Below are 25,569 nucleotides of genomic sequence, written 5' to 3'. Positions count from 1 at the left end.
ACGTGGCTCACTGCCAGCATTGCTCCCCTGACTAATCGGTTAAATGTATGCGCCCAATGAAACAGGCTATTTATTCCAGCCGCACGGCTGACAAATTCGTCGTTCGCTTGCCCGATGGCATGCGTGAGCGCATCGCTGATGTCGCACGCAATCATCATCGCAGCATGAACTCGGAAATCATCGCCCGCCTCGAGCAGAGCATGCTTCAGGAAAGTAGCCTGGGTGATGAACTCAACGTGACGCTGGACAGCCCCGAGCTGTCCTTGCACGAACGCGAGTTACTGCAGCGCTTCCGCCAACTGTCACGTCGTCAGCAAAATGCCCTGGTGGCATTGATTGCCCATGACGCCGAGATGGCCGCTGAAGAAGCGTAAATAACGCCGATAAAAAAACCGGCTCCCGGGCCGGTTTTATTGTTTGCCAAAGAAAAGCCGCCCTGAACAGGCGGCTTTTCTTCGTTTACAGCGCCTGAACGCTCTTGTCGTTATCCAACAAAGTTGAGCAGCACACCGGCCGCCACTGCCGAGCCGATCACCCCGGCCACGTTCGGCCCCATGGCGTGCATCAGCAGGAAGTTCTGCGGATTGGCCTCCAGGCCGACCTTGTTCGATACCCGCGCGGCCATTGGCACCGCCGATACCCCGGCCGAGCCGATCAACGGATTGATTTTGTTCTTGCTGAACAGGTTCATTCCCTTGGCCATCAATATGCCAGCGGCAGTACCGCCACTGAAGGCGATCAGGCCCAGCAGCAGAATGCCGAGAGTCTTCACTTGTAGGAATGACTCAGCAGAAAGCTTGGAACCCACAGTCAACCCCAGAAAAATGGTCACGATGTTGATCAACGCGTTACGCGAAGTATCGGCCAGACGCTCGACCGCGCCCGCCTCACGCAACAAGTTGCCAAAGGCGAACATGCCCACCAATGGCGCCGCGTCCGGTAGCAGCATGCCCACCAACAAGCAAAGCACCAACGGGAAGATGATCTTCTCGACCTGACCGACATGCCGCAGTTGCTGCATGACGATCGCACGCTCTTCCTTGGTCGTCAGCGCACGCATGATCGGTGGCTGGATCAGCGGAACCAGAGCCATGTATGAATATGCCGCCACGGCAATCGGACCAAGCAAATGAGGCGCCAGTTTGGCCGTCACAAAGATTGAGGTCGGGCCATCGGCACCACCGATAATCGCGATAGAGGCCGCCTCACGCAGGGTGAACTCCAAGCCAGGAATCCCCAGGGAAGCAATCGCCAGCGCACCGATCAAGGTGGCAAAAATACCGAACTGCGCCGCCGCACCCAGGAACAAGGTCTTCGGATTGGCCAGCATCGGCCCGAAGTCGGTCATTGCGCCGACACCCATGAAGATCAATAGCGGGAACACACTGGTCGGCAAGCCGACTTCATAGAACAGGTGCAAGATCCCCGAGCCTTCAGCCATGCCGGCCACGGGAATGTTGGCCAGCAGACCACCAAAGCCGATCGGGATCAGCAACAACGGCTCGAAACCTTTCTTGATCGCCAGGTAGATCAACCCCACACAGATGGCGATCATCAAGGCCTGACCAGGCTCCAAATGGTACAGGCCTGTGCTTTGCCAAAGCTTGAGAAGCTTTTCCATTAGATGCCCCTCAACCGATGGTCAACAGGCTTTCGCCCACTGCCACCGCGTCGCCCACCTTGACGTTAACCGCACCGATGGTGCCGGCCTTGAACGCACGAATCTCGGTTTCCATCTTCATCGCTTCAAGAATGATCACCAACTGTCCTTCTTCGACCGTGGCCCCCGGCTGCACCAGCACCTTGAAGATATTGCCCGCCAGAGGCGCCGACTGCGGATCGCCAGCACCGACAGGCTCCGCAACAGCAGAGGCCGTGACAGCGGCGCCACCGACAGGCTTAAGGCCTTCGATGTCGCCACCTTCATTGACCTGGACCACAAAGGACTTGCCGTTGACTTCAACGGTGTAGACCTCGGGCTTGCCAGCTTCACGCGCCGGCAATTCGTTACCGCTCGGCGCCGGCTCGAAGGCTGCTGGATTACCGCGATTCTCCAGAAACTTCAGGCCGATTTGCGGGAACAGGGCATAGGTCAGCACGTCGTCGATTTCATCTTTGGCCAGCTTGATGCCCTTCTCCTGGGCAATGCCCTTGAGCTCGGCCGTCAGCTTGTCCATTTCCGCAGCGAGCATGTCCGCCGGGCGGCAGGTGATCGCTTCGGCGCCATCCAGCACCCGCAGCTGCAGCTCTTTATTGAAGGGGGCCGGCGCTGCGCCGTATTCGCCCTTCAACACGCCGGCGGTTTCCTTGGTGATCGACTTGTAGCGCTCACCGGTCAATACGTTGATCACCGCCTGGGTACCAACGATCTGCGAGGTCGGCGTCACCAGCGGGATAAAGCCCAGATCCTCGCGCACCCGCGGAATCTCGGCCAACACTTCATCGAACTTGTCCTGGGCGCCCTGCTCTTTCAGCTGATTTTCCATGTTGGTCAGCATGCCGCCAGGTACCTGGGCCACGAGGATGCGCGAATCGACACCCTTGAGGGTGCCTTCGAACTTCGCGTACTTCTTCCGCACTGCACGGAAGTACGCGGCAATTTCTTCGAGCAGTTCCAGATTCAAGCCGGTGTCACGCTCGGAACCCTGGAAGATCGCCACCACCGACTCGGTTGGCGAATGACCATAGGTCATCGACAGCGAGGAAATTGCCGTATCGACGTTGTCGATGCCGGCTTCTACCGCCTTGACGATGGCTGCAGTCGACAGACCCGCTGTGGCATGGCACTGCATATGGACCGGAATCGACAGAGTGGCCTTCAGCCGCGTCACCAGCTCGAAGGCGATGTACGGGTTGAGAATACCCGCCATGTCCTTGATCGCTATCGAGTCGGCGCCCATGTCTTCGATCTGCTTGGCCAGATCAACCCACATCTCCAGGGTGTGCACCGGACTGGTGGTATAGGAGATGGTGCCCTGAGCATGCTTGCCCTGCTCTTTGACCGCCCGCAGCGCGGTCTGCAGGTTGCGCGGATCGTTCATCGCGTCGAACACACGGAACACATCGACGCCGTTGACCGCCGCACGCTCGACGAACTTTTCCACCACATCATCGGCGTAATGCCGATAGCCGAGCAGGTTCTGCCCACGCAAGAGCATCTGCTGGCGGGTATTGGGCATCGCCTGCTTCAGCGCGCGGATACGCTCCCAAGGGTCTTCGCCCAGGTAACGAATGCAGGAATCGAAAGTCGCGCCGCCCCAGGATTCGACCGACCAGAAGCCCACCTGATCAAGCTTGGGCGCGATCGGCAACATATCCTCAAGACGCACTCGGGTTGCCAGAATGGATTGATGCGCATCGCGCAGAACCACATCGGTGATACCGAGTGCATTTTTCGTAGCGGTCATACGGAAACTCCCTGACAAACCAGAATCAGCCGCGACGCGCGCGGTGTTGATGAAGGGCCAACTGAATGGCAGCAAGAACGTCTGGCCCAGGCTCATGGTCCACTAACTTGGCCGAAACCGGTGCGCTGGCCTCACGTGCATGCGGGGCTGGTACGAAACGCTCGATCACACGAGCCATCAGACGGATGCAGAGAATCAATAGAGCCAGAAAGAAAAATACTGAACCCATGCCCATCAGCATGAGTTCGACGCCCTCATGCAGGAGTTGGCTGGAGGTCATGATGACTCCTTATTGGCGCGACTCGGCAGTCGCATATTCTTGGACGGAGGAGGTACCCGAAAACTGCCGGGCAAAGCTGGCGCACATTAGCTTGAAACGGTCGTTTGAGCAAACTTCAGGCTGAATTTTGCGACAAATACGGACAAAAAAGCGCCACACATTCACTCCGTAAATAAGGGCACCCCGCTACAGCAGAAACACCGTAGCCAACCCGAGGAAGAGGAAGAAGCCACCACTATCGGTCACCGCGGTAATCATCACACTGGCCCCCATCGCCGGGTCGCGCCCCAAGCGCACCAGGGTCATAGGAATGAGCACCCCCATCAATGCCGCAAGCAACAAGTTCAGGGTCATGGCCGCGGTCATCACCACACCCAGCGACCAGCTGTCGTACAGCATATAAGCCACCACACCAATCACCCCACCCCAGACCAGGCCATTGATCAAGGCAACACTCAACTCCTTGCGAATCAGCCGTGCAGTATTGCCGGTACTGACCTGATCCAGCGCCATGGCGCGCACGATCATGGTAATGGTCTGATTGCCCGAGTTCCCGCCGATACCGGCAACGATCGGCATCAAGGCAGCCAACGCCACCAGCTTCTCGATAGAGCCCTCGAACTGGCCTATGACCCGCGAGGCAATGAACGCCGTGATCAGGTTGAGGGCCAGCCAGGCCCAACGGTTGCGCAACGACTTCCAGACCGAGGCGAAGATGTCTTCCTCCTCGCGCAGACCGGCCATGTTCAGCACTTCGCTCTCGCTTTCTTCACGAATCAGATCGACCATCTCGTCGATGGTCAGACGGCCAATCAGCTTGCCGTTCTTGTCGACCACTGGCGTTGAGATCAGGTCGTAACGCTCGAACGCCTGGGCGGCATCGTAGGCATCTTCATCCGGATGGAAGCTCACCGGATCGGTCGCCATCACCTCACTGACCAGTTTGTCCGGGTCGTTGACCAGCAAGCGCTTGACTGGCAGCACACCCTTGAGCGCGCCGTCGTAATCGACCACGAACAACTTGTCGGTATGTCCCGGTAGCTCTTTCAGGCGCCGCAGGTAGCGCAAGACCACTTCCAGGGTGACGTCTTCGCGGATGGTGACCATCTCGAAGTCCATCAGCGCACCAACCTGATCCTCTTCATAGGACAACGCCGAACGAACCCGCTCACGCTGCTGCGCATCGAGGGTTTCCATCAACTCATGGACGACATCGCGCGGCAGCTCGGAGGCCAGGTCCGCCAGTTCGTCGGCATCCATGTCCTTGGCTGCCGCGAGGATCTCCTGATCGTCCATGTCGGCGAGCAGCGTTTCGCGCACCGCGTCGGACACTTCGAGGAGGATATCGCCGTCGCGCTCGACCTTGACCAACTGCCAGACGGTCAGACGCTCGTCCAACGGCAGTGCTTCGAGGATATGGGCGACGTCGGCGGAGTGCAGTTCGTCGAGCTTGCGCTGCAGCTCGGCCAGGTTCTGCCGGTGCACCAGGTTTTCCACCCGGTCGTGATGCGGGCCTTCCTGACGATGCGTCAGGTCTTCGACCAGCTTGTGCCGATGCAGCAACTCAACCACCTGGGCGAGGCGGTCCTGCAGGCTTTCTTGCGGCTTCTTGGCTTCTACTTCAGTCATGGCACGCTCCACCCCCAGCGGCGGCGCACGCCAAAGAGGGTCAATCAATCAGTACGCGATTGCACAATCGAGATTCAGAGTAACTACTGGGTAAGTCCATGGTGGTGGTCCACAAGCCCCGACGGGGCTGACGGGCAAAATAATAACACCGCCCGGCGGCTTTGCACGTTACAAAAAGCAGGCTAGAACAAGCCTTTGCAGCGCAAACTTCAGCGTTTTTTTACAACCCATAGTTGCGACGCCGGAGACCCCGCACAAGGCACCACTGGTAAAGCCGAGCTGAGCGACTAGGCTTGCCACACGACCGTCAAGGAGGACGTCACTATGCATGGACTGCGCCGCGCAGCTTTCTGCGCCCTTCTGTTATGCCCACCACCCCTGCTGGCCTCAACCGTATTCCGCTGCGAAGACGCCAACGGCCACGTCTCCTTCACCCTACAAGGCTGCCCCGCCGAACAGGCGCTATACCTGCAGGATGCCTACAACGCCACACCAGGCAGCGGCAAACCCACACCACTGGCCAAGCCCGCCAAACCATCACGCAGCAAGGCAGCGGCAAAGACCCGCGAGCTGGTGGTAGTGGGTGAACCACAGGACGGCTGCGGCAACCTGGTTACCGGCAGTGAGCGCCGCACAGCCATCATCAAACAGCAGATACGTAGCGGCATGAACCGCAGCGACGTGCAAAGCAGCCTGGGCACACCGGACAAAGTCAGCAGCCAGAACGGCCAGACGCGCTATCACTATCGCGACCTGCAGGGCAACAGTCGCCAGGTCAGCTTCGATGCATCCGGCTGCGTCAAAGGCAAACGTTAAGGGCCTGCCGGATGCACACCGACAAACCAGCGGCTGAACGCGGCGCACCCGCATCGACTTCGACCGACAAGCGAGCCGCAGCCAGACCGGGCACCGACAGGACACCGGACAAAAACAGCAGACAAAGAAAAAGGGCCTGCATCGCTGCAGGCCCTTCTATTTGGTGCACTCAGGAGGATTCGAACCTCCGACCGCTCGGTTCGTAGCCGAGTACTCTATCCAGCTGAGCTATGAGTGCAAGTGGCGCTTTTTAACCAGATCACCGCTGGCTTTAAATACGACCCGCATCACTGCCGATCATCTTCAATATGGTGCACTCAGGAGGATTCGAACCTCCGACCGCTCGGTTCGTAGCCGAGTACTCTATCCAGCTGAGCTATGAGTGCACTAACCGTGCGCATTATAGGGGTTCAAATTTCTCAATCAAGCCTAAATCAGATTAATTTCAACAACTTACTGATCAAAGCAGGACCAACACCCTAGAACACTAAATAATGGCGGAGAGGGGGGGATTCGAACCCCCGACACCCTTTTGAGATGTACTCCCTTAGCAGGGGAGCGCCTTCGGCCACTCGGCCACCTCTCCGCAACACGGGGCGCATGATAACCATCTTTGCCCCGCTTGCAAAGCCAAAAATTAGATAAAAATTAGTGGCTTGGTTCTTCGTCTTTCTCTTTCTGGATGCGCTGGTAAATCTCCTCACGGTGCACGGCTACTTCCTTCGGCGCGTTAACGCCAATGCGCACCTGATTGCCCTTAACGCCCAACACGGTGACAGTGACCTCGTCACCCACCATCAGGGTCTCACCGACCCGGCGAGTTAGAATCAGCATTCCTTTCTCCTCACGGATTTAAATCCAATACAACAGTCTGCAAAAAATAAAATGATGGCAGCCCCCCATGAATCTCAAGCGAGGCCTTCACCCAAGTATTGACTAGTGTGGGCAGAAAGAAAGTCCATCCACGCCAACCAAAAAGACGAAAGGCGCGCAATAGTGCGCGCCTTTCGGGCAATGCCTCAGTCGCCCTGTCGGGCCGGGGCATCCAGTTCAAAGGCGGTGTGCAGAGCACGTACAGCCAACTCCAGATATTTCTCCTCGATCACCACGGACACCTTGATTTCCGAGGTGGAGATCATCTGGATATTGATATTTTCCTTGGCCAGAGCCTCGAACATGCGACTGGCAACCCCTGCGTGGGAGCGCATGCCAACGCCGACGATCGACACCTTGGTAATTTTGATGTCGCCAATCACTTCGCGAGCGCCCAACTCACGCGCGGTATTTTCCAATACCTGCTGCGCCGCCTGATAGTCGTTGCGGTGCACGGTGAAGGTGAAATCGGTGGTGTTATCGTGCGCCACGTTCTGCACGATCATATCGACTTCGATATTGGCGGCACTGACAGGACCGAGAATCTTGAACGCCACGCCCGGGATGTCCGGTACGCCACGGATAGTCAGCTTGGCTTCGTCGCGGTTGAACGCAATGCCGGAGATGATCGGCTGTTCCATGGATTCCTCTTCATCAATCGTAATGAGGGTGCCCGGACCCTCTTTGAAGCTGTGCAATACGCGCAGCGGGACGTTGTACTTGCCGGCGAACTCCACCGAGCGGATTTGCAGCACCTTGGAACCCAGGCTGGCCATTTCCAGCATTTCTTCGAAGGTGATCTTCTCCAGGCGCTGCGCCTGGGGCACCACACGCGGGTCAGTGGTGTAGACACCATCGACGTCAGTGTAGATCTGGCACTCGTCGGCCTTCAACGCCGCCGCCAGGGCCACACCCGTGGTGTCGGAGCCACCACGCCCCAGCGTGGTGATATTGCCGTGCTCGTCGACGCCTTGGAAACCGGCGACCACCACCACACGACCGGCCTTGAGGTCGGCACGCAGTTTCTGATCGTCAATCTGCAGGATACGCGCCTTGTTGTGCGCGCTGTCGGTGAGAATACGCACCTGATTGCCGGTGTAGGACACCGCCGGCACACCACGGCGAATCAGCGCCATGGTCAGCAGGGCAATGGTCACCTGCTCACCGGTGGACAACATTACGTCGAGCTCACGCGGCACCGGTTGATCATCGCTGGCCTGTCTGGCCAGTTCGACCAACCGATTGGTTTCACCGCTCATGGCGGAAACCACGACCACAATGTCATCGCCGTTTTCGCGGAATTTCTTCACCTTCTCGGCCACCTGTTGAATTCGCTCAACAGTGCCTACGGAGGTGCCGCCAAATTTCTGTACGATCAAAGCCATTTCAAAGCCGCCTCAGCCCGTGAAGGGCGCCCATTAAACATTCAACTCAATATGCTGCCAAGGTCCACCGGGCGTAATGCGGACCCTGGCGCTCACAGACGTTGAAAAGCAACTGCACTCGGCCATGCTTCGTTGAAATCCGACCTTGGCTCGCTAGGTTTTCAATCGCCTGCTGAATGACATCTACTGCAGCTTATAGACCTTGCTCGGCAAAGGTCGCAGCCAGCGCCAACGCGCCATCCAGCGCGCCGGCATCGGTGCCGCCGCCCTGTGCCATATCCGGACGACCACCGCCCTTGCCACCGACTGCCGCTGCAGCCTGCTTCATCAGCTCGCCGGCCTTGAGTTTGCTGGTCAGGTCCTGGGTCACACCGGCCACCAGCACGACCTTGTCGTCCTGCACGCCGCCGAGCAGGATCACCGCGCTACCGAGCTTGTTCTTCAACTGGTCGACCATGGCCAGCAAGGCCTTGCCATCCAGGCCGTCTACCCGCGCGCTGAGCACCTTGATGCCCTTGACGTCCACGGCAGAGCCGGCCAGATCATTACCGGCCGCACTGGCGGCCTTGGCCTTGAACTGCTCCAGCTCTTTTTCCAGCTGACGATTACGCTCCAGCACGGCAGTCAGCTTGTCCAATAGGTTGTCGCGACTGCCCTTGACCAGCGCAGCGGCTTCTTTCAACTGCTCTTCCGCGCCATTCAGGTAAGCAAAAGCAGCTGCACCGGTGACTGCTTCGATACGCCGCACACCCGCCGCGACACCGCCTTCGCTGGTGATCTTGAACAGGCCGATGTCGCCGGTACGGGATACGTGAGTGCCACCACAGAGCTCGACGGAGAAGTCACCGCCCATGCTCAGCACGCGCACCTGATCACCGTACTTCTCACCGAACAGCGCCATAGCGCCTTTTTGCTTGGCGGTTTCAATGTCGGTCTCGACAGTTTCGACCTCGCTGTTGCTGCGCACCTGGGTGTTGACGATATCTTCCAGGGTCTTCAGTTGCTCAGCCGTGATCGACTCGAAGTGACTGAAGTCGAAACGCAGGCGCTGGCTATCGACCAGCGAACCTTTCTGCTGCACATGCTCGCCGACCACCTGACGCAACGCGGCGTGCAGCAGGTGAGTCGCCGAATGATTGAGCGCGGTAGCCTGACGCACGCTGGCGTCCACTTCGGCCTTGATCGAGGCGCCTACACTGAGGCTGCCCTGAGCAACGATGCCGTGGTGCAGGAAAGCCCCGCCGACCTTGGTCGTGTCGCGCACATCGAAACGCACGCCAGCGCTTGAGCCCGCACCCGCCATAAGAAAGCCGCAGTCACCGACCTGGCCACCGGATTCGGCATAGAACGGCGTCTGGTCGAGCACCACTACGCCCTCCTCGCCTTCGCTCAAGCGGTCAACAGCCTGACCCGCCTGGAACAGTGCAATGATCTTGCCGCTGCCGCTGGTGCCCTGATAGCCAAGGAACACGGTATCGCTATCGACCTTGACCAGCGCGTTGTAATCCATGCCGAACGAGCTGGCGGAGCGGGCACGCTCACGCTGCGCCTGCATTTCACGCTCGAAGCCTTCCTCGTCCAGGGTCAGCTCACGCTCACGGGCAATGTCACCGGTGAGGTCCATCGGAAAACCAAAGGTGTCATACAGTTTGAAGATCACATCGCCTGGAATCACAGTGCCTTTCAGCTCAGCCAGGTCCTGCTCGAGGATCTTCAGGCCCTGTTCCAGGGTCTTGGCAAACTGCTCCTCTTCGGTTTTCAACACGCGCTCGATGTGCGCCTGCTGCTGCTTCAGCTCGGGGAAGGCTTCGCCCATCTCGGCCACCAGGGCCGCGACGATCTGGTAGAAGAAGCTGCCCTTGGCGCCCAACTTGTTACCGTGACGGCAGGCGCGACGGACTATGCGGCGCAGCACATAGCCCCGGCCTTCATTGGACGGGGTGACGCCGTCGGCGATCAGGAAGCCGCAGGAGCGGATGTGGTCGGCCACCACTTTCAGCGACGCCTCGCCTTCGTTGGCGCAGCCGATGGCCCGAGCCGAGGCGTTGAGCAGGCTCTGGAACAGGTCGATCTCGTAGTTCGAGTTGACGTGCTGCAGCACCGCACTGATGCGCTCAAGGCCCATACCGGTGTCCACGCTTGGTGCCGGCAGCGGGTGCAGTACGCCGTCCGCGGTGCGGTTGAACTGCATGAACACGTTGTTCCAGATCTCGATATAGCGGTCACCATCTTCTTCCGGCGAGCCTGGTGGGCCGCCCCAGATATGCTCGCCGTGGTCGAAGAAGATCTCGGTGCAGGGGCCGCACGGGCCGGTATCGCCCATCGTCCAGAAGTTGTCGGAGGCGTAAGGTGCGCCTTTATTGTCGCCGATACGGATCATCCGCTCGGCCGGCACGCCGACTTCCTTGGTCCAGATGTCGAAGGCTTCGTCATCGGTGGCGTAGACGGTGACCCACAGCTTGTCTTTGGGTAGCTTGAGCCAGTTGTCACCGGTGAGAAATTCCCAGGCGAAGTGAATGGCGTCGCGCTTGAAATAGTCGCCGAAGCTGAAGTTACCCAGCATTTCGAAGAAGGTGTGGTGACGCGCGGTGTAACCGACGTTTTCCAGATCGTTGTGCTTACCGCCGGCACGCACGCACTTCTGGCTACTGGCGGCGCGGGTGTAGGCGCGCTTTTCCAGGCCGAGGAAGCAGTCCTTGAACTGGTTCATCCCCGCGTTGGTGAACAGCAGCGTCGGGTCGTTGCCCGGAATCAGGGAGCTGGAAGCGACACGGGTGTGCCCCTTTTCTTCGAAGAAGCTGAGGAAAGCTTCACGGATTTCAGCGCTTTTCATAGGATCATCCACGGAAACAGGCGGCCACGGCAAAGCCGGCAAAGGGCCGCATTATATCGGCCCTTTAGCATCGGTACAGCGTGTTTATCAATAGATAACGGCTATTGCCCTTCTCGCCACTCAGGTCAACGCTGGACACGCGAGTGCCTGACCCAATGCAAGGTAGTCCGCAGAGTGGCTGAGCCGCCTGCACAGCGATAAGCAAGAGTGCCTTTTCAGAGGCGACGTAGCCCATCATTGCCCGGCGACAGGCACACTTGCGCCTTAGGCGTTGCCGGACAGTTTGAGCCGCGCCGCCTGGGTGAAATCCAGCATGCGCTTGAGCGGCTTGATTGCCTTGGGGATCAACGCGGGGTCGACGAATATCTCGTTGCTGCCTTCACGCAGGCTCTGCAGGGTGCGCTGCAGGGTGTTCATCGCCATCCACGGGCAGTGCGCACAACTGCGGCAGGCGGCGCCGTTACCGGCGGTCGGCGCCTCGATGAATTCCTTGTCCGGACACAACTGCTGCATCTTGTAGAAGATGCCGCGGTCGGTGGCGACGATGAAAGTCTTGTTCGGCAGCCGCTGCGCCGCCGCGATCAGTTGACTGGTCGAGCCGACCGCATCGGCCAGGTCGATCACCGCAGTCGGTGACTCCGGATGCACCAGCACCGCCGCGTCCGGGTAGAGGGCTTTCATATCCTCGAGTTGCTTGGCCTTGAACTCCTCATGGACGATGCAGGCGCCGTCCCACAGCAGCATGTCGGCACCGGTCTTGTTCTGGATATAACGCCCCAGATGCTGATCCGGCGCCCAGATGATGCTTTCGCCGTTGTCCATCAGATGCTCGACAATCTCCACCGCGCAACTGGAAGTCACCACCCAGTCGGCCCGTGCCTTCACCGCCGCCGAGGTATTGGCATACACCACCACGGTACGCTGCGGGTGCTGATCGCAAAACGCGGCGAACTCTTCCACCGGGCAACCCAGATCCAGCGAACAGGTCGCCTCCAGGGTCGGCATCAGCACACGCTTTTCCGGGTTGAGGATCTTCGCCGTTTCACCCATGAACTTGACCCCGGCCACCAGCACGGTCTGCGCCGAGTGCTGATTGCCGAACCGGGCCATTTCCAGCGAGTCGGAGACGCAACCGCCGGTCTCTTCGGCCAAAGCCTGCAACACCGGGTCGCAGTAATAGTGGGCAACCAGCACCGCATTCTGCTTTTTCAGCTCGGCGGCGATCTCGGCGCGGTAGAAGGCCTCCTGCTCGGGCGTCAGCGGCTTGGGCTGCTTGGCGTCCAGATGAGCCTGGACCAGAAGGCGTTCGGAAATCTGCGTCATATCATCAGGCTCTTGTACAGGTCGATCAGCGGAGGCTCGAGTATACCCGCCAGATTAACTATGCGAGAGCAGACTAGGTAGGCATACGGAGAGTAAAACGCGGTGCAACAAAGAAAATCCTGCGCCTCTGCAGAGCCGCAAGATTTTCATAATAATTTGATATTAAAGGACTTTGCAAACAGGCCCCCAGGCGTTGCCTGGGTATCCAGAGCAGATCCAGGGCACACCCTACCAGACGAACCGCAGGGTGCGCCGAGGCATCACTGCTGCAGGAAAACCACTACGGCCTGGGTGAAGGCTTCGCCGGCTTCGACATTGGACAGGTGCGCGGCATGCAGCTCGAGCAACTGCGCGCCCGCGATGTGCTGCTGCATGAAGCGACCATGCTCGGGCGTGGTCACCGCATCGGCAGTGCCACAGACGATCAACGTCGGCACCTTGATCGCACCGAGTTGCTCGCGGAAATCGGCATCGCGCACCGCGGCGCAGTTGGCGGCGTAACCCTGGGCCGAGGTAGCCGCCAGCATCGCGGTGATGCGGTTGGCCTGCGCGGCCTGGGCCGCGGCGAACTCGGCAGTGAACCAGCGCGCAATGGACGCATCGCGCAGGTCACTCATGGCCTGCTGGCCGCCTTGCAGCACGGTGTCGATGCGGCTATTCCACACTTCGTCGCTGGCAATCCTCGCTGCTGTGTTGCACAGCACCAGCTTGTCCAGCCGCTCGCCGGCATAAATACCCAGCCACTGGCCGATCAGGCCGCCCATCGACAGGCCACAGAATGATGCCTGACGGACATTTAGGTGATCTAGCAGCGCCAGCACATCGCGGCCCAGTTGTTCGATGCTGTAGACACCCCCACCGACCAGCGATTGGCCGTGGCCGCGGGTGTCGTAGCGCAGCACCCGAAAATGCTCGGTGAAGGCGACCATCTGGGTGTCCCACATGCCCAGGTCGGTACCCAGGGAGTTGCTCAACAGCAGCACCGGCGCATCGCTCGGGCCATCCAGCTGGTAATGCAGGTCGCCGTCGGCGAGGTGGACAACTGGCACGGAAAAACTCCTTCAAATGGCTAGGGTTCGATGTTCGACCAGACCACATGCAACCTGACGGCAAAGCCGCGCAGGATGAGTCAGTCGAATACGTAACCGATTCCCGACAGACTGCGGCCGTCGAGGAGCGCCAGCAAGCTGGCGCCTGAATGAACTACTCAAGGCTGGCCCGGACCATGCAAATATTGTTGCCGATGGCCCGAACCGACGCGTGGCGCGCTATACCCGTTCGATTGCCAGCGCCAAACCCTGGCCGACGCCGACGCACATGGTCGCCAGGCCGCGCTTGCCTCCGGATTTTTCCAGCTGATGCAGCGCGGTCAGCACCAGACGCGCCCCACTCATGCCCAATGGATGACCGAGGGCGATGGCGCCGCCATTCGGGTTGACCTGCGCCGCGTCGTCGGCCAGGCCGAGGTCGCGCAGCACCGCCAAACCTTGGCTGGCGAAGGCTTCGTTGAGTTCGATTACATCAAAATCGCTGACCTGCAGGTCCAGACGTTCGCACAGCTTGCGCACCGCTGGGACCGGGCCGTAGCCCATGATGCGTGGTGCAACGCCAGCGCTGGCCATGCCCAGGACCCGAGCACGCGGGGTCAGGCCGTGCTTTTTAACCGCTTCGGCACTGGCCAGAATCAATGCGGCGGCGCCGTCGTTGACCCCCGAGGCGTTGCCGGCGGTGACGGTCTTGCCTTCACCGTTGACCGGCTTGAGCTTGCCCAGGGTTTCCAGGCTGGTTTCCGGACGCAAATGCTCGTCCTGTTCAACCACTGTGTCGCCCTTGCGGCCCTTGATGGTGACCGGAACGATTTCTTCGGCGAAGAAGCCCGCCTGCTGGGCGGCGGCTGCGCGCTGCTGGCTGCGCACAGCGAAAGCGTCCTGGTCGGCGCGACTGATCTGGTAGTCGTCGGCAACGTTGTCGGCGGTCTGCGGCATGGCGTCGACGCCGTACTGGGCCTTTATCAGCGGGTTGATAAAGCGCCAGCCGATGGTGGTGTCCTCGATCTTCTGGCCGCGGCCGTAGGCGCTGTCCGCCTTGCCCATCACATAGGGTGCACGCGACATCGACTCGACGCCGCCGGCAATCGCCAGCTCCATCTCGCCGCTGGCGATGGCGCGGAACGCCGTGCCGACCGCATCCATGCCCGAGGCGCAGAGGCGATTGAGGGTCACCCCCGGCACGCTGTCCGGCAAGCCGGCCAGCAGCGAGGCCATGCGCGCGACGTTACGGTTGTCTTCGCCGGCCTGGTTGGCGCAACCCATGAACACTTCATCGACCTGGCTCAGGTCGAGTTGCGGGTTGCGCTCGATCAGCGCCTTGAGCGGCACCGCCGCCAGGTCGTCGGCGCGCACGGTTGCCAGGCCACCGCCGAAGCGGCCGATGGCCGTGCGCACGGCATCACAGATAAAGACCTCGCGGCTCATTCTTCACCCCCGGCCTGGCCATGGGCCGCGGCGGTCCGGGCTTCCAGGGCACGCAGGGCAGTCAGTTCCACCTCGGTCGGCGCGGCGTTGACGCTGACGTTGTCGGCGAAGCGAATCTGCCAGCCGGTGGCCTCGATCACCTGTTCGCGGCTCACCCCCGGGTGCAGCGAGGTGACGATGAATTCGCGGGTACCCTCCTCCGGCTCCATGATGCACAGGTCGGTGATGATCCCCACCGGACCGGCGCCCGGCAGGCCCAGTTGCTTGCGGTGATCGCCGCCCTCGCCATGGCCCACCGAGGTGATGAAGGCCAGTTTGTCGACGAAGGTGCGGTGCGACTGTTTGAGGATGATCAGCACCTGCTTGGCGCTGCCGGCAATTTCCGGCGCACCACCGGCGCCGGGCAGGCGCACTTTCGGCTGGTGGTAATCACCGATCACCGTGGTGTTGATGTTGCCGAACTTGTCGACCTGGGCGGCGCCGAGGAAACCGACGTCGATGCGCCCGCCCTGCAGCCAGTAGCGGAAGATCTCGCCGGTCGGCACCACGGTGTCGGCGGTCTCGGCCAGTTCGCCGTCACCGATCGACAGCGGCAGCACGCTGGGCTTGGCGCCGATCGGGCCGGATTCATAAATCAGCACCACGTCCGGCGAGGAGGTCAGGCGCGCTAGGTTGGCGGCCTTGGATGGCAGGCCGATGCCGACGAAGCACACCGCGCCGTTATTCAGGCGGCGCGCGGCGGCCACGGTCATCATTTCATTGGTGTTGTAGGCGCTCATTAGTGGGCCTCCTGCTGCGCGGCCAGCTTGGCCTGGGCTAGTTTTTCCTGGAAGCCGGCAAAGTCGGCAGTGCCGCGGATGTACTCGTCGATCCAGGCAGTGAAGGTCTCGCGATCGCGAGCGATCGGGTCCCAAGCCTGGTAGAAACGGTTATCCCGCTCGGAGTAACCGAGGGCATAGGACGGATGGGCGCCGCCGGGCACATGGCAGACCGCGGTCAGCGCCCAGCTCGGCAGCACGCAGGCATTCATCGGCGCATGCAGATCGTCGACGATCTCCTCTACCGTGACGATGCAGCGCTTGGCCGCCAGGGCCGCTTCCTTCTGCACGCCGAGAATGCCCCAGAGCAGCACGTTGCCCTTGCGATCGGCCTTCTGCGCGTGGATCACGGTGACGTCTGGGCGTACCGAGGGCACTGCCGCCAGCACTTCGCCGGTGAACGGGCAGGTCACTGTCTTGATCAGCGGGTTGACCTTGGGCAGATCGGAGCCGGCATAGGCGCGCAGCACTGCGAACGGCAGGCCCGAGGCGCCGGCGACATAGGCGTTGGCCATGTCGGCGTGGCTATGTTCCTCGATCTCCAGCGGCTTGGGCCAGCCCTTCTCCACCGCGTCGCGCAGGCGGTGCAGCGAGCCGACGCCGGGGTTACCGCCCCAGGAGAACACCAGTTTCTTGGCGCAACCGGCGCCGATCAACAGGTCATAGACCAGGTCCGGAGTCATGCGCACCAGGGTCAGCTCGCGCTTGTTCTGCCGAATGATCTCGTGGCTGGCGGCAGTCGGGATCAGGTGGGTGAAGCCTTCGAGGGCGACGGTGTCGCCGTCGTTGACGAAGCGCTGGATTGCTTCGCCAAGGGAAATGATTTCGGCCATCGGAGTTGCTCTCTCTCGGTTGACGATGCCACCGGTTGAAGGTGGCGGGTGAGTCAACAGTAGGCCCAGAGGTGCCGGCAAACAATCCGGTAATCGACTTACTGTTCGATTATCGAACACTGCTTTACTCGGCTCGCTCGAGCAGACACCCCAGCCCTTCGGCCAGTTCGCGCTGGCGCTGCAAGCCCTGCATCACCCGGCCGACGATCTCCATGCGCTCGCGGGCACCGGTGCGCAGCGCGTGCATGGCTTCGTGGGCCGCCGCCGATGTGCTCAGGCCGCTGCGCGCCGACTGATCGACCTGACCCAGGCCGTTGCTGGCTTCATCGGCGGCGCTTTTCAGGCCCTTGGCGATCTGCATGATCTGTTCGCTGGAGTCGTTGGCGCGCACCGCCAGGCTGCGCACCTCGTCGGCCACCACGGCAAAGCCGCGACCGTGCTCGCCGGCCCGCGCCGCTTCGATGGCCGCATTCAGTGCCAACAGGTTGGTCTGCCGGGCAATGTCCTGGATGCTGCCGACAATCGCACCGATACGCCGCGACTGCTCGCCGAGGGTGTTGAACACCTCGCCGGTACGGCGTAGATAATCGGCCAGCTCGCTGATCGACTGACTGGTGGCCTGGATGCTCTCGGCACTGCTGCTGACTTTTTCGCCGGACTGCTGCGCCAACTCGGTGGCGAAGTGCATGTCGGCCTGACTCTGTTCGATGGCGCGCAGTAGCTCGCTCTGATGCTGGCGCAGCGCCGGATCAAAAACCGCCCCGGGCAGTGGACTGGGCAACGGCGCGGACACTACTTCCACCGGTGCCTCCAGGCGCACAGGCGGCTGCGACCAGTCCTGCAGCACCCGCTCGATCACCTGCGGCGGTTGGGTCAGGTAGAAGAAGCCGGCCAGCAGCCCGGTGATGACCACGCCTGCTGCCACGCCGGATTCCCAGCTGCCACTGGTCAAAAAGACCAGGGCCACTGCACCCAGCAGGTTGCCGGTCAGCAGCGCGCTGGCCAGATGCTTGCGCCAGGTGCTGCGGCACATTGCTTGATCGCGCTTCATGGATGCTCTCTTCTCTCGTCAAACCAAAATAAGGCCATCCCCCGTTATGCACTGCATGAGGGAAGGTACTTCGCGCGTCCACGCCGCCGCGCTGCAGGAGCGGGGGGACGCCCAGTTCCCTGCCCGCGAACGGTGGCGGAGCTGGCAATTTCGCGGCCATGGGCCGCTCATACTTGTGATATGCGGTGTAGCCAGGGCCGGGCGCCTGGGCACCCTGCCCCGAAACTACAGACCGATATGGGTCTGCAGAATCTCCGGCTGGCCCTTCAATTCCTGGCTGGGACCGTCATACAGCACCCGGCCCTTGACCATGATCATGCTGCGGTCGGTGAGGTCGAGCAGCACGTTGACGTGCTTGTCGACCACCAGGGTAGCGATGCCGCTGGCCTTGATCAGGCGGATCACGTCCCAGATCTCCTTGCGGATCAGCGGCGCCAGGCCCTCGGTGGCCTCGTCGAGGATCATCAGCTCGGGGTTGGTCATCAGCGCGCGGCCGATGGCGACCATCTGCTGCTCGCCGCCGGAGAGGTTGCCGGTGAGGTGGCTGAAGCGCTCAGCCAGGCGCGGGAAGGTCGCCAGCACCCGGTCAAGATCCCAGTCGCGGTGACCGTCGAGACCGGGGCGCGCCGCCATCACCAGGCTTTCACGCACCGTCAGGTTGGGGAACATGCCACGGCCTTCCGGCACATAGCCGATGCCGCGACGGATGACCTTGTGCGCGGCGCTGCCGGTGAGGTTCTCGCCCCTGATCCGTACCTCGCCACTGCGCGGCGGAGTCAGGCCGAGTAGCGAGCGAATGGTGGTGCTCTTGCCCACGCCGTTGCGCCCGAGCAGGGCCAGGGTTTCTCCCGGTGCGATCTGCAGGTCGACGCCATGCAGCACATGGCTGTTGCCGTAGAAGGTGTGCAGGCCGCGCACCTCGACCAGCGGGGTTACTGCCGTTGTAGTGTTCATCAGAACTGCTCCTCGCCATCGCCCAGATAGGCTTCCTGCACCGCAGGGTCGTTACGCACCTGATCCAGCGGGCCGCTGGCCAACATCTGCCCGTTGACCATCACGGTCAGGGTCTTGGCGATGCTGAACACCGCCTCCATGTCGTGCTCGACCAGCACCAGCGAGTACTCGCGCGACAACTCGGCAAGCAACTCGACCACACGGTTCGACTCTTCCTTGCCCATCCCGGCCATCGGTTCATCCAGCAATAAAAAGCTCGGCTCGGTGGCCAGTACCATGCCGATCTCCAGTTGGCGCTGCTCGCCATAGCTCATGGAACTGGCAGTGCTGTGCCCCTTGCTGCTCAGGCCACAGGCCTCCAGCGCCTGCTCGGCGCGCGCACGCACCAGCGGGTAGCGGTCGCTGCGACGGAAGAAGCGGAAGGAGTTCTTCATCCGCGACTGCGCGGCGAGCATGCAGTTTTCCAGGCAACTGAAGCTGGGGAAGATATTGGTGCGCTGAAAGCTGCGCCCGACACCCAGGTGCGACACCTTGTTCGGTGCCAGGCCGGTGATGTCCTGGCCATTGAAGATCACCTGACCGCTGCTGGGACGCAGGTGACCGGAGAGCAGATTGACCATGGTGCTCTTGCCGGCGCCGTTGGGGCCGATGATCGCGTGGATCTCGCGGGGCGCCACTTGCAGGCTGATGTCGCTGACGGCGCGCAAACCACCGAAGGTTTTGCTCAGGCCACGGGTTTCCAGAATCAATCCGCTCATTGCTCGGCCTCCTGTTTGCTCACGCTAGGAAGTTTCACCTCGGTGGTTTTAGTGGGTTTGCGCGCGGCCAACTGCAGCAACAGGCCGGCGATCCCGCGCGGCAGCAACAGCACCATGCAGATCACCACCACGCCCATCGGCAGTTCCCAATGCGGGGTCAGGCTGGCAAACCAGTGATGCAGGCCCTCGAAGGCGAAGGCGCCGAGAATCGGCCCGAACAAGGTGCCCATGCCGCCGAGAATCACCATCACCAGGATATGCGCCGACATCTGCCAGCTCAGTTGGCCGGGGCTGACGAAACCGTACTGGGTGGCCGACAACATGCCGGCGTAACCGGCGATGGTGCCGGCGATGACGAACGCCGCCAGCTTGTAGAACAACGGGTTGTAGCCCATGGCGCGGACCCGTTGCTCGTTCTCCTTGATGCCCAAGAGAACCCGGCCGAACGGCGCACGCAGGAAGGTGCGCAGCAGCACAAACAACAGCCCCAGCGAGGCCAGCACCACATAGAACAAGGTGGTGCGATTATCCAGGTCGAGCAGCTGCACGCCGCCGATGGCGACCACGGGTTTCATGAACAGGTAGGCGCCATCCGAGCCGCCAGCAAAGGACGCGTCGTGGAACAGGTAATAGAGCATCTGCGAGAAGGCGATAGTCACCATGATGAAGAAGATCCCCGAGGTGCGGATGATCAATACGCCCATCAACAGTGCAGCCAGAGCGGTGATGCCCAGGCACACCGGCAAGGCGACCCAGATGCTCACCGCCTCATACTCAGGGGCGAACAGCACCAGGGCATAACCGGCCATGCCGAAGAATGCCGCCGAGGCCAGGCTGACCATGCCGCTGACGCCGACCAGCAGGTCGAGGCCCAAGGCGACAATGGCCAGGATCATGATGCTGGTCAGTTGCTGGAGGAAGAAGTCGTGCTTTTCACCGGCCAGGCCGGCACCGAACAGCGGATAGGCGGCCATCAGCAGCAGCAACGCCATAAGCAGTAACTGGATCGGGCGAGGTAATGCGTGCATAAGAAATTCCCCGAAATGGTAATTAGGCGAACAGCCCGCGCGGCTTGAACAACAGCACCACGGCCATCAGCACATACACGGCCATGCCGGCGTATTGCGGCACCAGCACCGCGCCCCAGGTGGCGGTCAGACCCACCAGCAAGGCGCCGAGAAAGGCCCCGCGAATCGAGCCCAGACCGCCGATGACCACCACCACGAAGGCGATGATCAGGATCTGGTTGCCCATGCCGGGATAGACCGACGACACCGGCGCGGCGATCATCCCGGCGAACGCCGTCAGCGCCGCGCCAGCGGCGAACACCAGGGTGTAGATCAGGCGGATATCGAGGCCCAGGCACTGGACCATCTCGCGGTTACTCGAGCCGCCGCGAATGATCATGCCCAGCCGGGTGCGTTGCAGGACCAGGTACATGGCCAGGGCGATCACCGCGCAGACCGCGGAAATGAACAGGCGGTACACCGGGTAGTCGAGGGTTGCGGTCAGCTGGATCGAGCCGCTGAGCAGCTCGGGGATGGCCACGCTGTGCACGTCATTGCCCCAGATGATGCTGCGCAGCGAGTCGATCACCATGATCAGGCCGAACGTCATCAGCACCTGGTCGAGGTGGTCACGTCGGTACAGCGCCTGGATCAGGAAGCGCTCGATCAGCACCCCAAGCAGCGCCGCCAGGGGCACGCCGATGAGGATGGCGAGAAACAGATCGCCAACCAGTCCGGTCAACCAGTACACCAGGTAGGCGCCGACCATGTAGAGCGCGCCGTGGGCCAGGTTGATGATGTGCATGATGCCAAAGATCAGGGTCAGGCCACTGGCGATGAGAAACAGCAACAGGCCGTACTGCAGACCGTTCATGGTCTGGATGAGAATGGTGGAAACTTCCATCGTGCATACCAAGGTCAGGAATGAGACAGGCCCGCTCCCTGGCCACGGTTGGCCGGCACAGCGGGTCGATTGTTTCGGGCTAAACCAGCCGAAGGCTCCGGAGCAGGCGCTGCGACGGGTCATAGCCGGCTATGACCAGGTGCGACAACGCGGTATCCAGAGTCCGGCAAGCAAACTCGATGCAACCCACCCGCTCCATCGGCCAGCCGCTGGCGGCCAGGGCGCGGGGACAACGCTGTGAGCTAGAGCTTGCAGCCACGCGCAGGATCGGCCAGCGCCGTCGCGGCGGTGCTGACCACCACATTGGCGCCGTCACGCACCTCGCGCAGGTAGATGTTCTGCACCGGGTTGTGCGCCTTGGAGAAACTCCACTCGCCCCGCGGACTGTCGATCCTGGCCTCGGCCATGGCCGCATTCCAGGCAGCTCGGTCCTGGGTATTGCCATTCACCTTGGCCAGCGACTGGGCCAACAGCAGGCCGGTGTCGTAGCCCTGCACCGCGTAGATGTCGGCCTCTTTACCGAACTTCTGCCGGTAGTCGGCGCGAAACTTGCTGTTCTGCGGGGTATCCAGGCTGTCGGCGTAATGCAGGGTGGTCAGCACGCCGGTGGCCGCTGCGCCTTGGGCCTCTAAGGTACCCTCGGTGAGAAAGCCCGAGCCGAGCAGCGGGATCTTGCCCTGCAGGCCGGCCGCGGCGTAGTCCTGAACGAACTTGGCCGCGCCACCGCCGGCGAAGAACACGAATACCGCATCAGGCTTGAGCGCGGCGATTTCGGTCAGTTGCGACTGGAACTCCACGTCCGGAAACGGCACGTAGATTTCCTTGCTGACCGTGCCACCGGCCTTCTCGAAACCTTCCTTGAAGCCCTCCACCGACTCGGTGCCAAAACCGTAGCGCCAGGCCACGGTCACGATGTTCTTGTAGCCCTTGTCCGCCGCCACCTGGCCCATCGGGTAAGCGGTCTGCCAAGAGGTGAAGGAGGTGCGGAAGATGTTCGACGCGCACAACGGGCCGGTGGCAGCGTTGAAGCCGGCGTTGGGGATGATCAACGGCACGCCGGTTTCGCGGGCGACCTTGACCGCGCCCATGCCGACACCGGAGTGCACCGGGCCGACCACCACGTCGACCTGGGAGCCGGCAATCAGCTTCTGCATATTCGGCACCGCCTTACCGGGGTTGGCCTCGCTGTCGACCACCACGTACTCGACCGGACGACCGCCGAGGTTGCCGCCCTGCTGCTCGATGGCCAGTTTCATGCCGTTGGTCGTGGCCTCGCCGAGGGCGGCGAAGGTGCCGGTGTAGGGCAGCAGCAAGCCGACTTTTACCGGCTCGGTCGCCAGGGCCAGGCTGCTCAGGGAGGCACTGAGGGCCAACGCCAGGGCGCTGGCGGTGAAGGTGGAACGGAACGAGTAAGGCATCTTGTTATTGTTGTGCATTGTTATCTCCAGCGGCGCTCTGCGGCGCAGCGTGCAAGGAAAACCATCATGGGTTGCCGTTGTGGCTGCGGCCCACCGACGCCAGGGTCGGTAGGCCGCCCGTGCTTAGAGCAGTTTCCAGGTGTAGTTGAAGATCAGGCGGTTCTCGTCGACGTCGGTGCGGTAGTTGGAACGCGCAGCGACGTTTCGCACCTTGACGTTCAGGCCCTTGAGCGAGCCGCTCTGCACCACGTAGCCGATGTCCAGATCGCGCTCACGGTCCTTGCCCTCGAAGCCGCGGCCGGTGTCGACGTTGTCACCCTTGAGGTAACGCACCCCGGCGATCAGGCCCGGCGCGCCCAGCGCGGCGAAGTCGTAGTCGTAACGGACCTGCCAGGAGCGTTCGTCGGCCGAGGCGAACTCGTAGGTCGGCACCTCGTTGCCCAGCGGGCTGACGTTGGCGAACACCCGCGGCAAGCCGTCAGCGCCGAACATCGCCTGGTAACCGAGGTAGACGGTGTGACCGCCGTACTTGGCCGACAGCAGGGAGAACGCCGCCTGGTTGTCCAGCTTGCCGAGCAGCTGTTCGCCGTCCTCGGCCGAGTCGAAGTAACCGAGGCTGGCACCGAGCACCCAGTCGCCGACCGGTTGACTGTGCTTGAGGCTGAAGTAACGCTGGTTGTAGAGGTCTTCCAGCTGGGCATACCAGGCGCCGACCGAGGTGCGGTTGCCGTTGAAGGCGTAGTCGGCCCCTGTGTAGTTGAAGCGGTCGCTGGTGATCAGTCGGCCGGCACTGCGCCGCGGCACATATCCGACGAGGACACCCATTTCCTCGTCGCCGGCCTCGTTGCGCAGGCTGGTGGAACGCAGTTGGCCGGCCTGCAGGGTCAGCCCGGCGATCTCGTTGGAGACAATACTGGCACCCTGGTAGGTCGGTGGCAGCAGGCGAATATCGCCGAAGTAGAGCACCGGCAACATGGGTTGCAACTCGCCAACCTTCAACTCGGTATTCGACAGCTTGACCTTCACGGCCGCGCCCAGGCGGCTGTACTCATCGGCCGCCTTGCCCTCGTCGGTTACCGGCAACAGGCCGCTGTTGACCCGGTCGCGGCTGCTGTCGAGCTTGAGACCAAGCAGGCCCACGGCATCCACGCCGAAACCCACGGTGCCCGGGGTGTAGCCGGATTTGACGTTGAGGATGAAGCCCTGCGCCCATTCCTCGGCCTTGGACTGCTGGTTGGGCCCGACGATGTCGGCGTAGTCACGGCTGAAGTAGTAGTTACGCGCTTGCAAGGTCACGCTGGTGTCTTCGATAAAACCGCCTTCGGCCGCCTGCACCAGGGCTGGCAGACTGAGGGCGACGGCGAGGGACAACAGGACCGGCTTTGCATGGGGATAGTGATTCATCGTTGTGCTCTTTGTTGTTATTGAAAGTGTGCTGTTGCGCCACCCTTGCCGGGGACGAACCCGGCAACGCAAGTGGGTGGTGTGACTACCGCCGCATCGAGCGACGGCAATGCTCATGGGCCGAAGGCGCTTAACCGTTTGCCTCCTCGTTGGCCAAATGGCTGCGAGGCAGCGGCGCTGCGGCTGGCGCGGCTTTACGCCGGACACTCAGCAGCAGGTGGGCGACGAGGCCGAACATCAGCCCCCAGAAAGCCGCCGACAGGCCGAAAAAAGACATGCCCGAGGCCGTCACCAGAAAGGTGATCAGCGCCGCTTCGCGGTCGTCCGGCTGGGCCATGGCGCCCGCCAGCGCGCCGCCAATCGCGCCGAACAGTGCCAGTCCGGCCAGGGCGGCGATCAGCTCCTTGGGAAAGGCGCTGAACAGCGACACCAGGGTGGCGCCGAACAGGCCCAGCAGCAGGTAGGCCAGGCCGCCGACCACCCCGGCGACATAGCGTCTGGAAGGATCTTCATGGGCTTCGCGGCCGGTGCAGATCGCCGCAGTGATGGCCGCCAGGTTGAGGCCGTGGCAGGCAAAGGGCGCCAGCAACAGCGAACCCAGGGCACTGCTGCTAATGATCGGGCTGGCCGGGGTCTGGTAGCCGGCGTTGCGCAGCACCGCCATACCTGGGACGAACTGGCCGGTGAGTGCCACCATCACCAGCGGCAGGGCAATATTCAGGCTGGCCGCCAGGCTGAACTCGGGGCTGATCCACACTGGCGTGGCCAGGCCGATGACCAGTGCCTCCTGGCGCAGGTCGCCAGTGGCAAACGCGATCGTGCAGCCGACCAGCAACACCGCCATCACCGCATAGCGCGGCAGTAGACGCTTGACCAGCAGGTAGCTGGCGAACATCGCCAACACCAGGACCGGCTTGGTTTGTAGCGAGACGAACAGACCGGTGCCGAAGCTGAACAGGATGCCGGCCAGCATGCCGGCGCCAATTGCGGCGGGCAGCTTGCTGATGATGCGGTCGAAGGCGCCGCTGATGCCGACCAGGAAGATGATCAGGCTGGCGACGATATAGGCGCCGACCGCTTCGTTGAGGCTGATCTGCGGCAGTAGCGCGACCAGCAACGCCGAGCCCGGTGCCGACCAGGCGATGATGATCGGCACGCGGTAACGCAGGCTGAGGCCGATGCCGAGCACCGCGCTGCCAATCGAGATCGCCCAGACCCAGGACGACAGCACGGCATGCGACAAGCCCGCGCTCTCGGCCGCCTGGAAGATGATCACCAGGGGGCCGGCGTAGGAAATCACGGTGGCAATGAAACCGGCCACCACGGCGGACAAAGAGAAATCGTTGATCAAGGCTTTCATGGGGCCTCGCAAGGTATGGATGGCGTCCCTTGGGGGATGCTC

General features: G+C 61.8%; 21 protein-coding genes, 3 tRNA genes and 1 pseudogene. 2 read left to right on the top strand and 23 right to left on the bottom strand.

Annotated features, from left to right (window positions below):
* Positions 1-47 precede the first annotated feature (47 nt).
* Positions 48-374, top strand: a complete 327-nt coding sequence (locus B2D37_RS03190) for an Arc family DNA-binding protein (RefSeq protein ID WP_079201357.1) — start codon at positions 48-50, stop codon at positions 372-374.
* A gap of 110 nt (positions 375-484) precedes the next feature.
* Here the strand turns inward: B2D37_RS03190 and B2D37_RS03185 are convergent, their stop codons facing one another.
* The 4 genes from B2D37_RS03185 to mgtE all read right to left on the bottom strand — a co-directional run bounded on the left by B2D37_RS03185 (position 485) and on the right by mgtE (position 5,316).
* Positions 485-1,621: a sodium ion-translocating decarboxylase subunit beta gene (locus tag B2D37_RS03185; RefSeq protein ID WP_079201356.1), complete on the bottom strand. Its 1,137-nt coding sequence runs from the start codon at positions 1,619-1,621 to the stop codon at positions 485-487.
* A 10-nt stretch (positions 1,622-1,631) separates the two neighbouring features.
* On the bottom strand, positions 1,632-3,407 hold the full coding sequence (gene oadA, locus B2D37_RS03180; protein WP_079201355.1) for a sodium-extruding oxaloacetate decarboxylase subunit alpha: 1,776 nt from the start codon (positions 3,405-3,407) through the stop codon (positions 1,632-1,634).
* Positions 3,408-3,432: 25 nt separating this feature from the next.
* Positions 3,433-3,687, bottom strand: a complete 255-nt coding sequence (locus B2D37_RS03175) for an OadG family protein (RefSeq protein WP_079201354.1) — start codon at positions 3,685-3,687, stop codon at positions 3,433-3,435.
* Positions 3,688-3,873: 186 nt separating this feature from the next.
* A complete protein-coding gene (gene mgtE, locus B2D37_RS03170) occupies positions 3,874-5,316 on the bottom strand; it encodes a magnesium transporter (RefSeq protein ID WP_079201353.1) in 1,443 nt (480 codons plus the stop codon).
* 324 nt (positions 5,317-5,640) lie between these two features.
* On the opposite strand from mgtE, the gene B2D37_RS03165 reads away from it, so the two are divergent.
* Positions 5,641-6,132, top strand: a complete 492-nt coding sequence (locus tag B2D37_RS03165) for a DUF4124 domain-containing protein (protein WP_079201352.1) — start codon at positions 5,641-5,643, stop codon at positions 6,130-6,132.
* Positions 6,133-6,293: 161 nt separating this feature from the next.
* Here B2D37_RS03165 and B2D37_RS03160 read toward each other — a convergent pair.
* The 19 genes and pseudogenes from B2D37_RS03160 to B2D37_RS03070 all read right to left on the bottom strand — a co-directional run bounded on the left by B2D37_RS03160 (position 6,294) and on the right by B2D37_RS03070 (position 25,527).
* Positions 6,294-6,370, bottom strand: a tRNA-Arg gene (locus B2D37_RS03160).
* Between the two features lie 71 nt (positions 6,371-6,441).
* Positions 6,442-6,518: transfer RNA gene (locus B2D37_RS03155), tRNA-Arg, on the bottom strand.
* A 109-nt stretch (positions 6,519-6,627) separates the two neighbouring features.
* A tRNA-Ser gene (locus tag B2D37_RS03150) sits at positions 6,628-6,718 on the bottom strand.
* 62 nt (positions 6,719-6,780) lie between these two features.
* A complete protein-coding gene (csrA, locus tag B2D37_RS03145) occupies positions 6,781-6,966 on the bottom strand; it encodes a carbon storage regulator CsrA (protein ID WP_010490393.1) in 186 nt (61 codons plus the stop codon).
* Between the two features lie 185 nt (positions 6,967-7,151).
* A complete protein-coding gene (locus tag B2D37_RS03140; protein ID WP_079201351.1) occupies positions 7,152-8,390 on the bottom strand; it encodes an aspartate kinase in 1,239 nt (412 codons plus the stop codon).
* A 193-nt stretch (positions 8,391-8,583) separates the two neighbouring features.
* Positions 8,584-11,223, bottom strand: coding sequence for an alanine--tRNA ligase (gene alaS, locus B2D37_RS03135; RefSeq protein ID WP_079201350.1), 2,640 nt, complete (start codon positions 11,221-11,223; stop codon positions 8,584-8,586).
* Between the two features lie 264 nt (positions 11,224-11,487).
* Positions 11,488-12,546 (bottom strand): quinolinate synthase NadA, encoded by a 1,059-nt coding sequence (nadA, locus tag B2D37_RS03130; protein ID WP_079201349.1) that lies wholly within the window; start codon positions 12,544-12,546, stop codon positions 11,488-11,490.
* Positions 12,547-12,806: 260 nt separating this feature from the next.
* Complete coding sequence (gene pcaD, locus B2D37_RS03125; protein WP_079201348.1) at positions 12,807-13,595, bottom strand: 3-oxoadipate enol-lactonase; 789 nt, start codon at positions 13,593-13,595, stop codon at positions 12,807-12,809.
* Positions 13,596-13,814: 219 nt separating this feature from the next.
* Positions 13,815-15,020: a 3-oxoadipyl-CoA thiolase gene (pcaF, locus tag B2D37_RS03120; RefSeq protein ID WP_079201347.1), complete on the bottom strand. Its 1,206-nt coding sequence runs from the start codon at positions 15,018-15,020 to the stop codon at positions 13,815-13,817.
* Complete coding sequence (locus B2D37_RS03115) at positions 15,017-15,799, bottom strand: CoA-transferase subunit beta (protein WP_079201346.1); 783 nt, start codon at positions 15,797-15,799, stop codon at positions 15,017-15,019. The genes pcaF and B2D37_RS03115 overlap by 4 nt, the downstream gene beginning before the upstream one ends.
* Positions 15,799-16,671, bottom strand: a complete 873-nt coding sequence (locus tag B2D37_RS03110) for a CoA transferase subunit A (RefSeq protein ID WP_079201345.1) — start codon at positions 16,669-16,671, stop codon at positions 15,799-15,801. Before B2D37_RS03110 ends, B2D37_RS03115 begins: the two co-directional genes overlap by 1 nt.
* Positions 16,672-16,795: 124 nt before the next feature.
* Positions 16,796-17,182, bottom strand: a pseudogene (locus B2D37_RS24035) (methyl-accepting chemotaxis protein); the annotation flags it as partial.
* Positions 17,183-17,947: 765 nt separating this feature from the next.
* The gene (locus tag B2D37_RS03100) at positions 17,948-18,676 is read right to left on the bottom strand and encodes an ABC transporter ATP-binding protein (RefSeq protein ID WP_079201344.1); all 729 of its coding nucleotides are present in this window, start codon (positions 18,674-18,676) and stop codon (positions 17,948-17,950) included.
* On the bottom strand, positions 18,676-19,434 hold the full coding sequence (locus tag B2D37_RS03095; protein ID WP_079201343.1) for an ABC transporter ATP-binding protein: 759 nt from the start codon (positions 19,432-19,434) through the stop codon (positions 18,676-18,678). The genes B2D37_RS03100 and B2D37_RS03095 overlap by 1 nt, the downstream gene beginning before the upstream one ends.
* Positions 19,431-20,462 (bottom strand): branched-chain amino acid ABC transporter permease, encoded by a 1,032-nt coding sequence (locus tag B2D37_RS03090; RefSeq protein ID WP_079201342.1) that lies wholly within the window; start codon positions 20,460-20,462, stop codon positions 19,431-19,433. The genes B2D37_RS03095 and B2D37_RS03090 overlap by 4 nt, the downstream gene beginning before the upstream one ends.
* A gap of 22 nt (positions 20,463-20,484) precedes the next feature.
* Positions 20,485-21,345 (bottom strand): branched-chain amino acid ABC transporter permease, encoded by an 861-nt coding sequence (locus B2D37_RS03085; RefSeq protein WP_079201341.1) that lies wholly within the window; start codon positions 21,343-21,345, stop codon positions 20,485-20,487.
* A gap of 242 nt (positions 21,346-21,587) precedes the next feature.
* The gene (locus tag B2D37_RS03080; protein ID WP_079201340.1) at positions 21,588-22,781 is read right to left on the bottom strand and encodes an ABC transporter substrate-binding protein; all 1,194 of its coding nucleotides are present in this window, start codon (positions 22,779-22,781) and stop codon (positions 21,588-21,590) included.
* A 105-nt stretch (positions 22,782-22,886) separates the two neighbouring features.
* Positions 22,887-24,167 carry an OprD family porin gene (locus B2D37_RS03075; RefSeq protein ID WP_079201339.1) on the bottom strand — a complete coding sequence of 427 codons (1,281 nt, stop codon included), beginning with the start codon at positions 24,165-24,167 and terminating at the stop codon, positions 22,887-22,889.
* A 130-nt stretch (positions 24,168-24,297) separates the two neighbouring features.
* Positions 24,298-25,527: a benzoate/H(+) symporter BenE family transporter gene (locus B2D37_RS03070; RefSeq protein WP_079201338.1), complete on the bottom strand. Its 1,230-nt coding sequence runs from the start codon at positions 25,525-25,527 to the stop codon at positions 24,298-24,300.
* Positions 25,528-25,569: the final 42 nt, after the last annotated feature.

It is taken from the genome of Pseudomonas sp. CC6-YY-74 (assembly GCF_002025205.1).
Classification (GTDB): Bacteria; Pseudomonadota; Gammaproteobacteria; order Pseudomonadales; family Pseudomonadaceae; genus Aquipseudomonas; species Aquipseudomonas paeninsulae.
This window is presented reverse-complemented; position numbering and strand designations above follow the sequence as displayed.

Coding starts and splice junctions, on each gene's coding strand:
- B2D37_RS03165 (WP_079201352.1), top strand. CDS start 5,641: ATGCATGGACTGCGCCGCGCAGCTTTCTGCGCCCTTCTGTTATGCCCA.
- B2D37_RS03080 (WP_079201340.1), bottom strand. CDS start 22,781: ATGCACAACAATAACAAGATGCCTTACTCGTTCCGTTCCACCTTCACC.
- alaS (WP_079201350.1), bottom strand. CDS start 11,223: ATGAAAAGCGCTGAAATCCGTGAAGCTTTCCTCAGCTTCTTCGAAGAA.
- B2D37_RS03075 (WP_079201339.1), bottom strand. CDS start 24,167: ATGAATCACTATCCCCATGCAAAGCCGGTCCTGTTGTCCCTCGCCGTC.
- oadA (WP_079201355.1), bottom strand. CDS start 3,407: ATGACCGCTACGAAAAATGCACTCGGTATCACCGATGTGGTTCTGCGC.
- B2D37_RS03140 (WP_079201351.1), bottom strand. CDS start 8,390: ATGGCTTTGATCGTACAGAAATTTGGCGGCACCTCCGTAGGCACTGTT.
- nadA (WP_079201349.1), bottom strand. CDS start 12,546: ATGACGCAGATTTCCGAACGCCTTCTGGTCCAGGCTCATCTGGACGCC.
- B2D37_RS03110 (WP_079201345.1), bottom strand. CDS start 16,671: ATGGCCGAAATCATTTCCCTTGGCGAAGCAATCCAGCGCTTCGTCAAC.
- B2D37_RS03115 (WP_079201346.1), bottom strand. CDS start 15,799: ATGAGCGCCTACAACACCAATGAAATGATGACCGTGGCCGCCGCGCGC.
- B2D37_RS03185 (WP_079201356.1), bottom strand. CDS start 1,621: ATGGAAAAGCTTCTCAAGCTTTGGCAAAGCACAGGCCTGTACCATTTG.
- B2D37_RS03090 (WP_079201342.1), bottom strand. CDS start 20,462: ATGCACGCATTACCTCGCCCGATCCAGTTACTGCTTATGGCGTTGCTG.
- mgtE (WP_079201353.1), bottom strand. CDS start 5,316: ATGACTGAAGTAGAAGCCAAGAAGCCGCAAGAAAGCCTGCAGGACCGC.
- B2D37_RS03085 (WP_079201341.1), bottom strand. CDS start 21,345: ATGGAAGTTTCCACCATTCTCATCCAGACCATGAACGGTCTGCAGTAC.
- B2D37_RS03175 (WP_079201354.1), bottom strand. CDS start 3,687: ATGACCTCCAGCCAACTCCTGCATGAGGGCGTCGAACTCATGCTGATG.
- B2D37_RS03100 (WP_079201344.1), bottom strand. CDS start 18,676: ATGAACACTACAACGGCAGTAACCCCGCTGGTCGAGGTGCGCGGCCTG.
- B2D37_RS03095 (WP_079201343.1), bottom strand. CDS start 19,434: ATGAGCGGATTGATTCTGGAAACCCGTGGCCTGAGCAAAACCTTCGGT.
- csrA (WP_010490393.1), bottom strand. CDS start 6,966: ATGCTGATTCTAACTCGCCGGGTCGGTGAGACCCTGATGGTGGGTGAC.
- pcaF (WP_079201347.1), bottom strand. CDS start 15,020: ATGAGCCGCGAGGTCTTTATCTGTGATGCCGTGCGCACGGCCATCGGC.
- B2D37_RS03190 (WP_079201357.1), top strand. CDS start 48: ATGCGCCCAATGAAACAGGCTATTTATTCCAGCCGCACGGCTGACAAA.
- B2D37_RS03070 (WP_079201338.1), bottom strand. CDS start 25,527: ATGAAAGCCTTGATCAACGATTTCTCTTTGTCCGCCGTGGTGGCCGGT.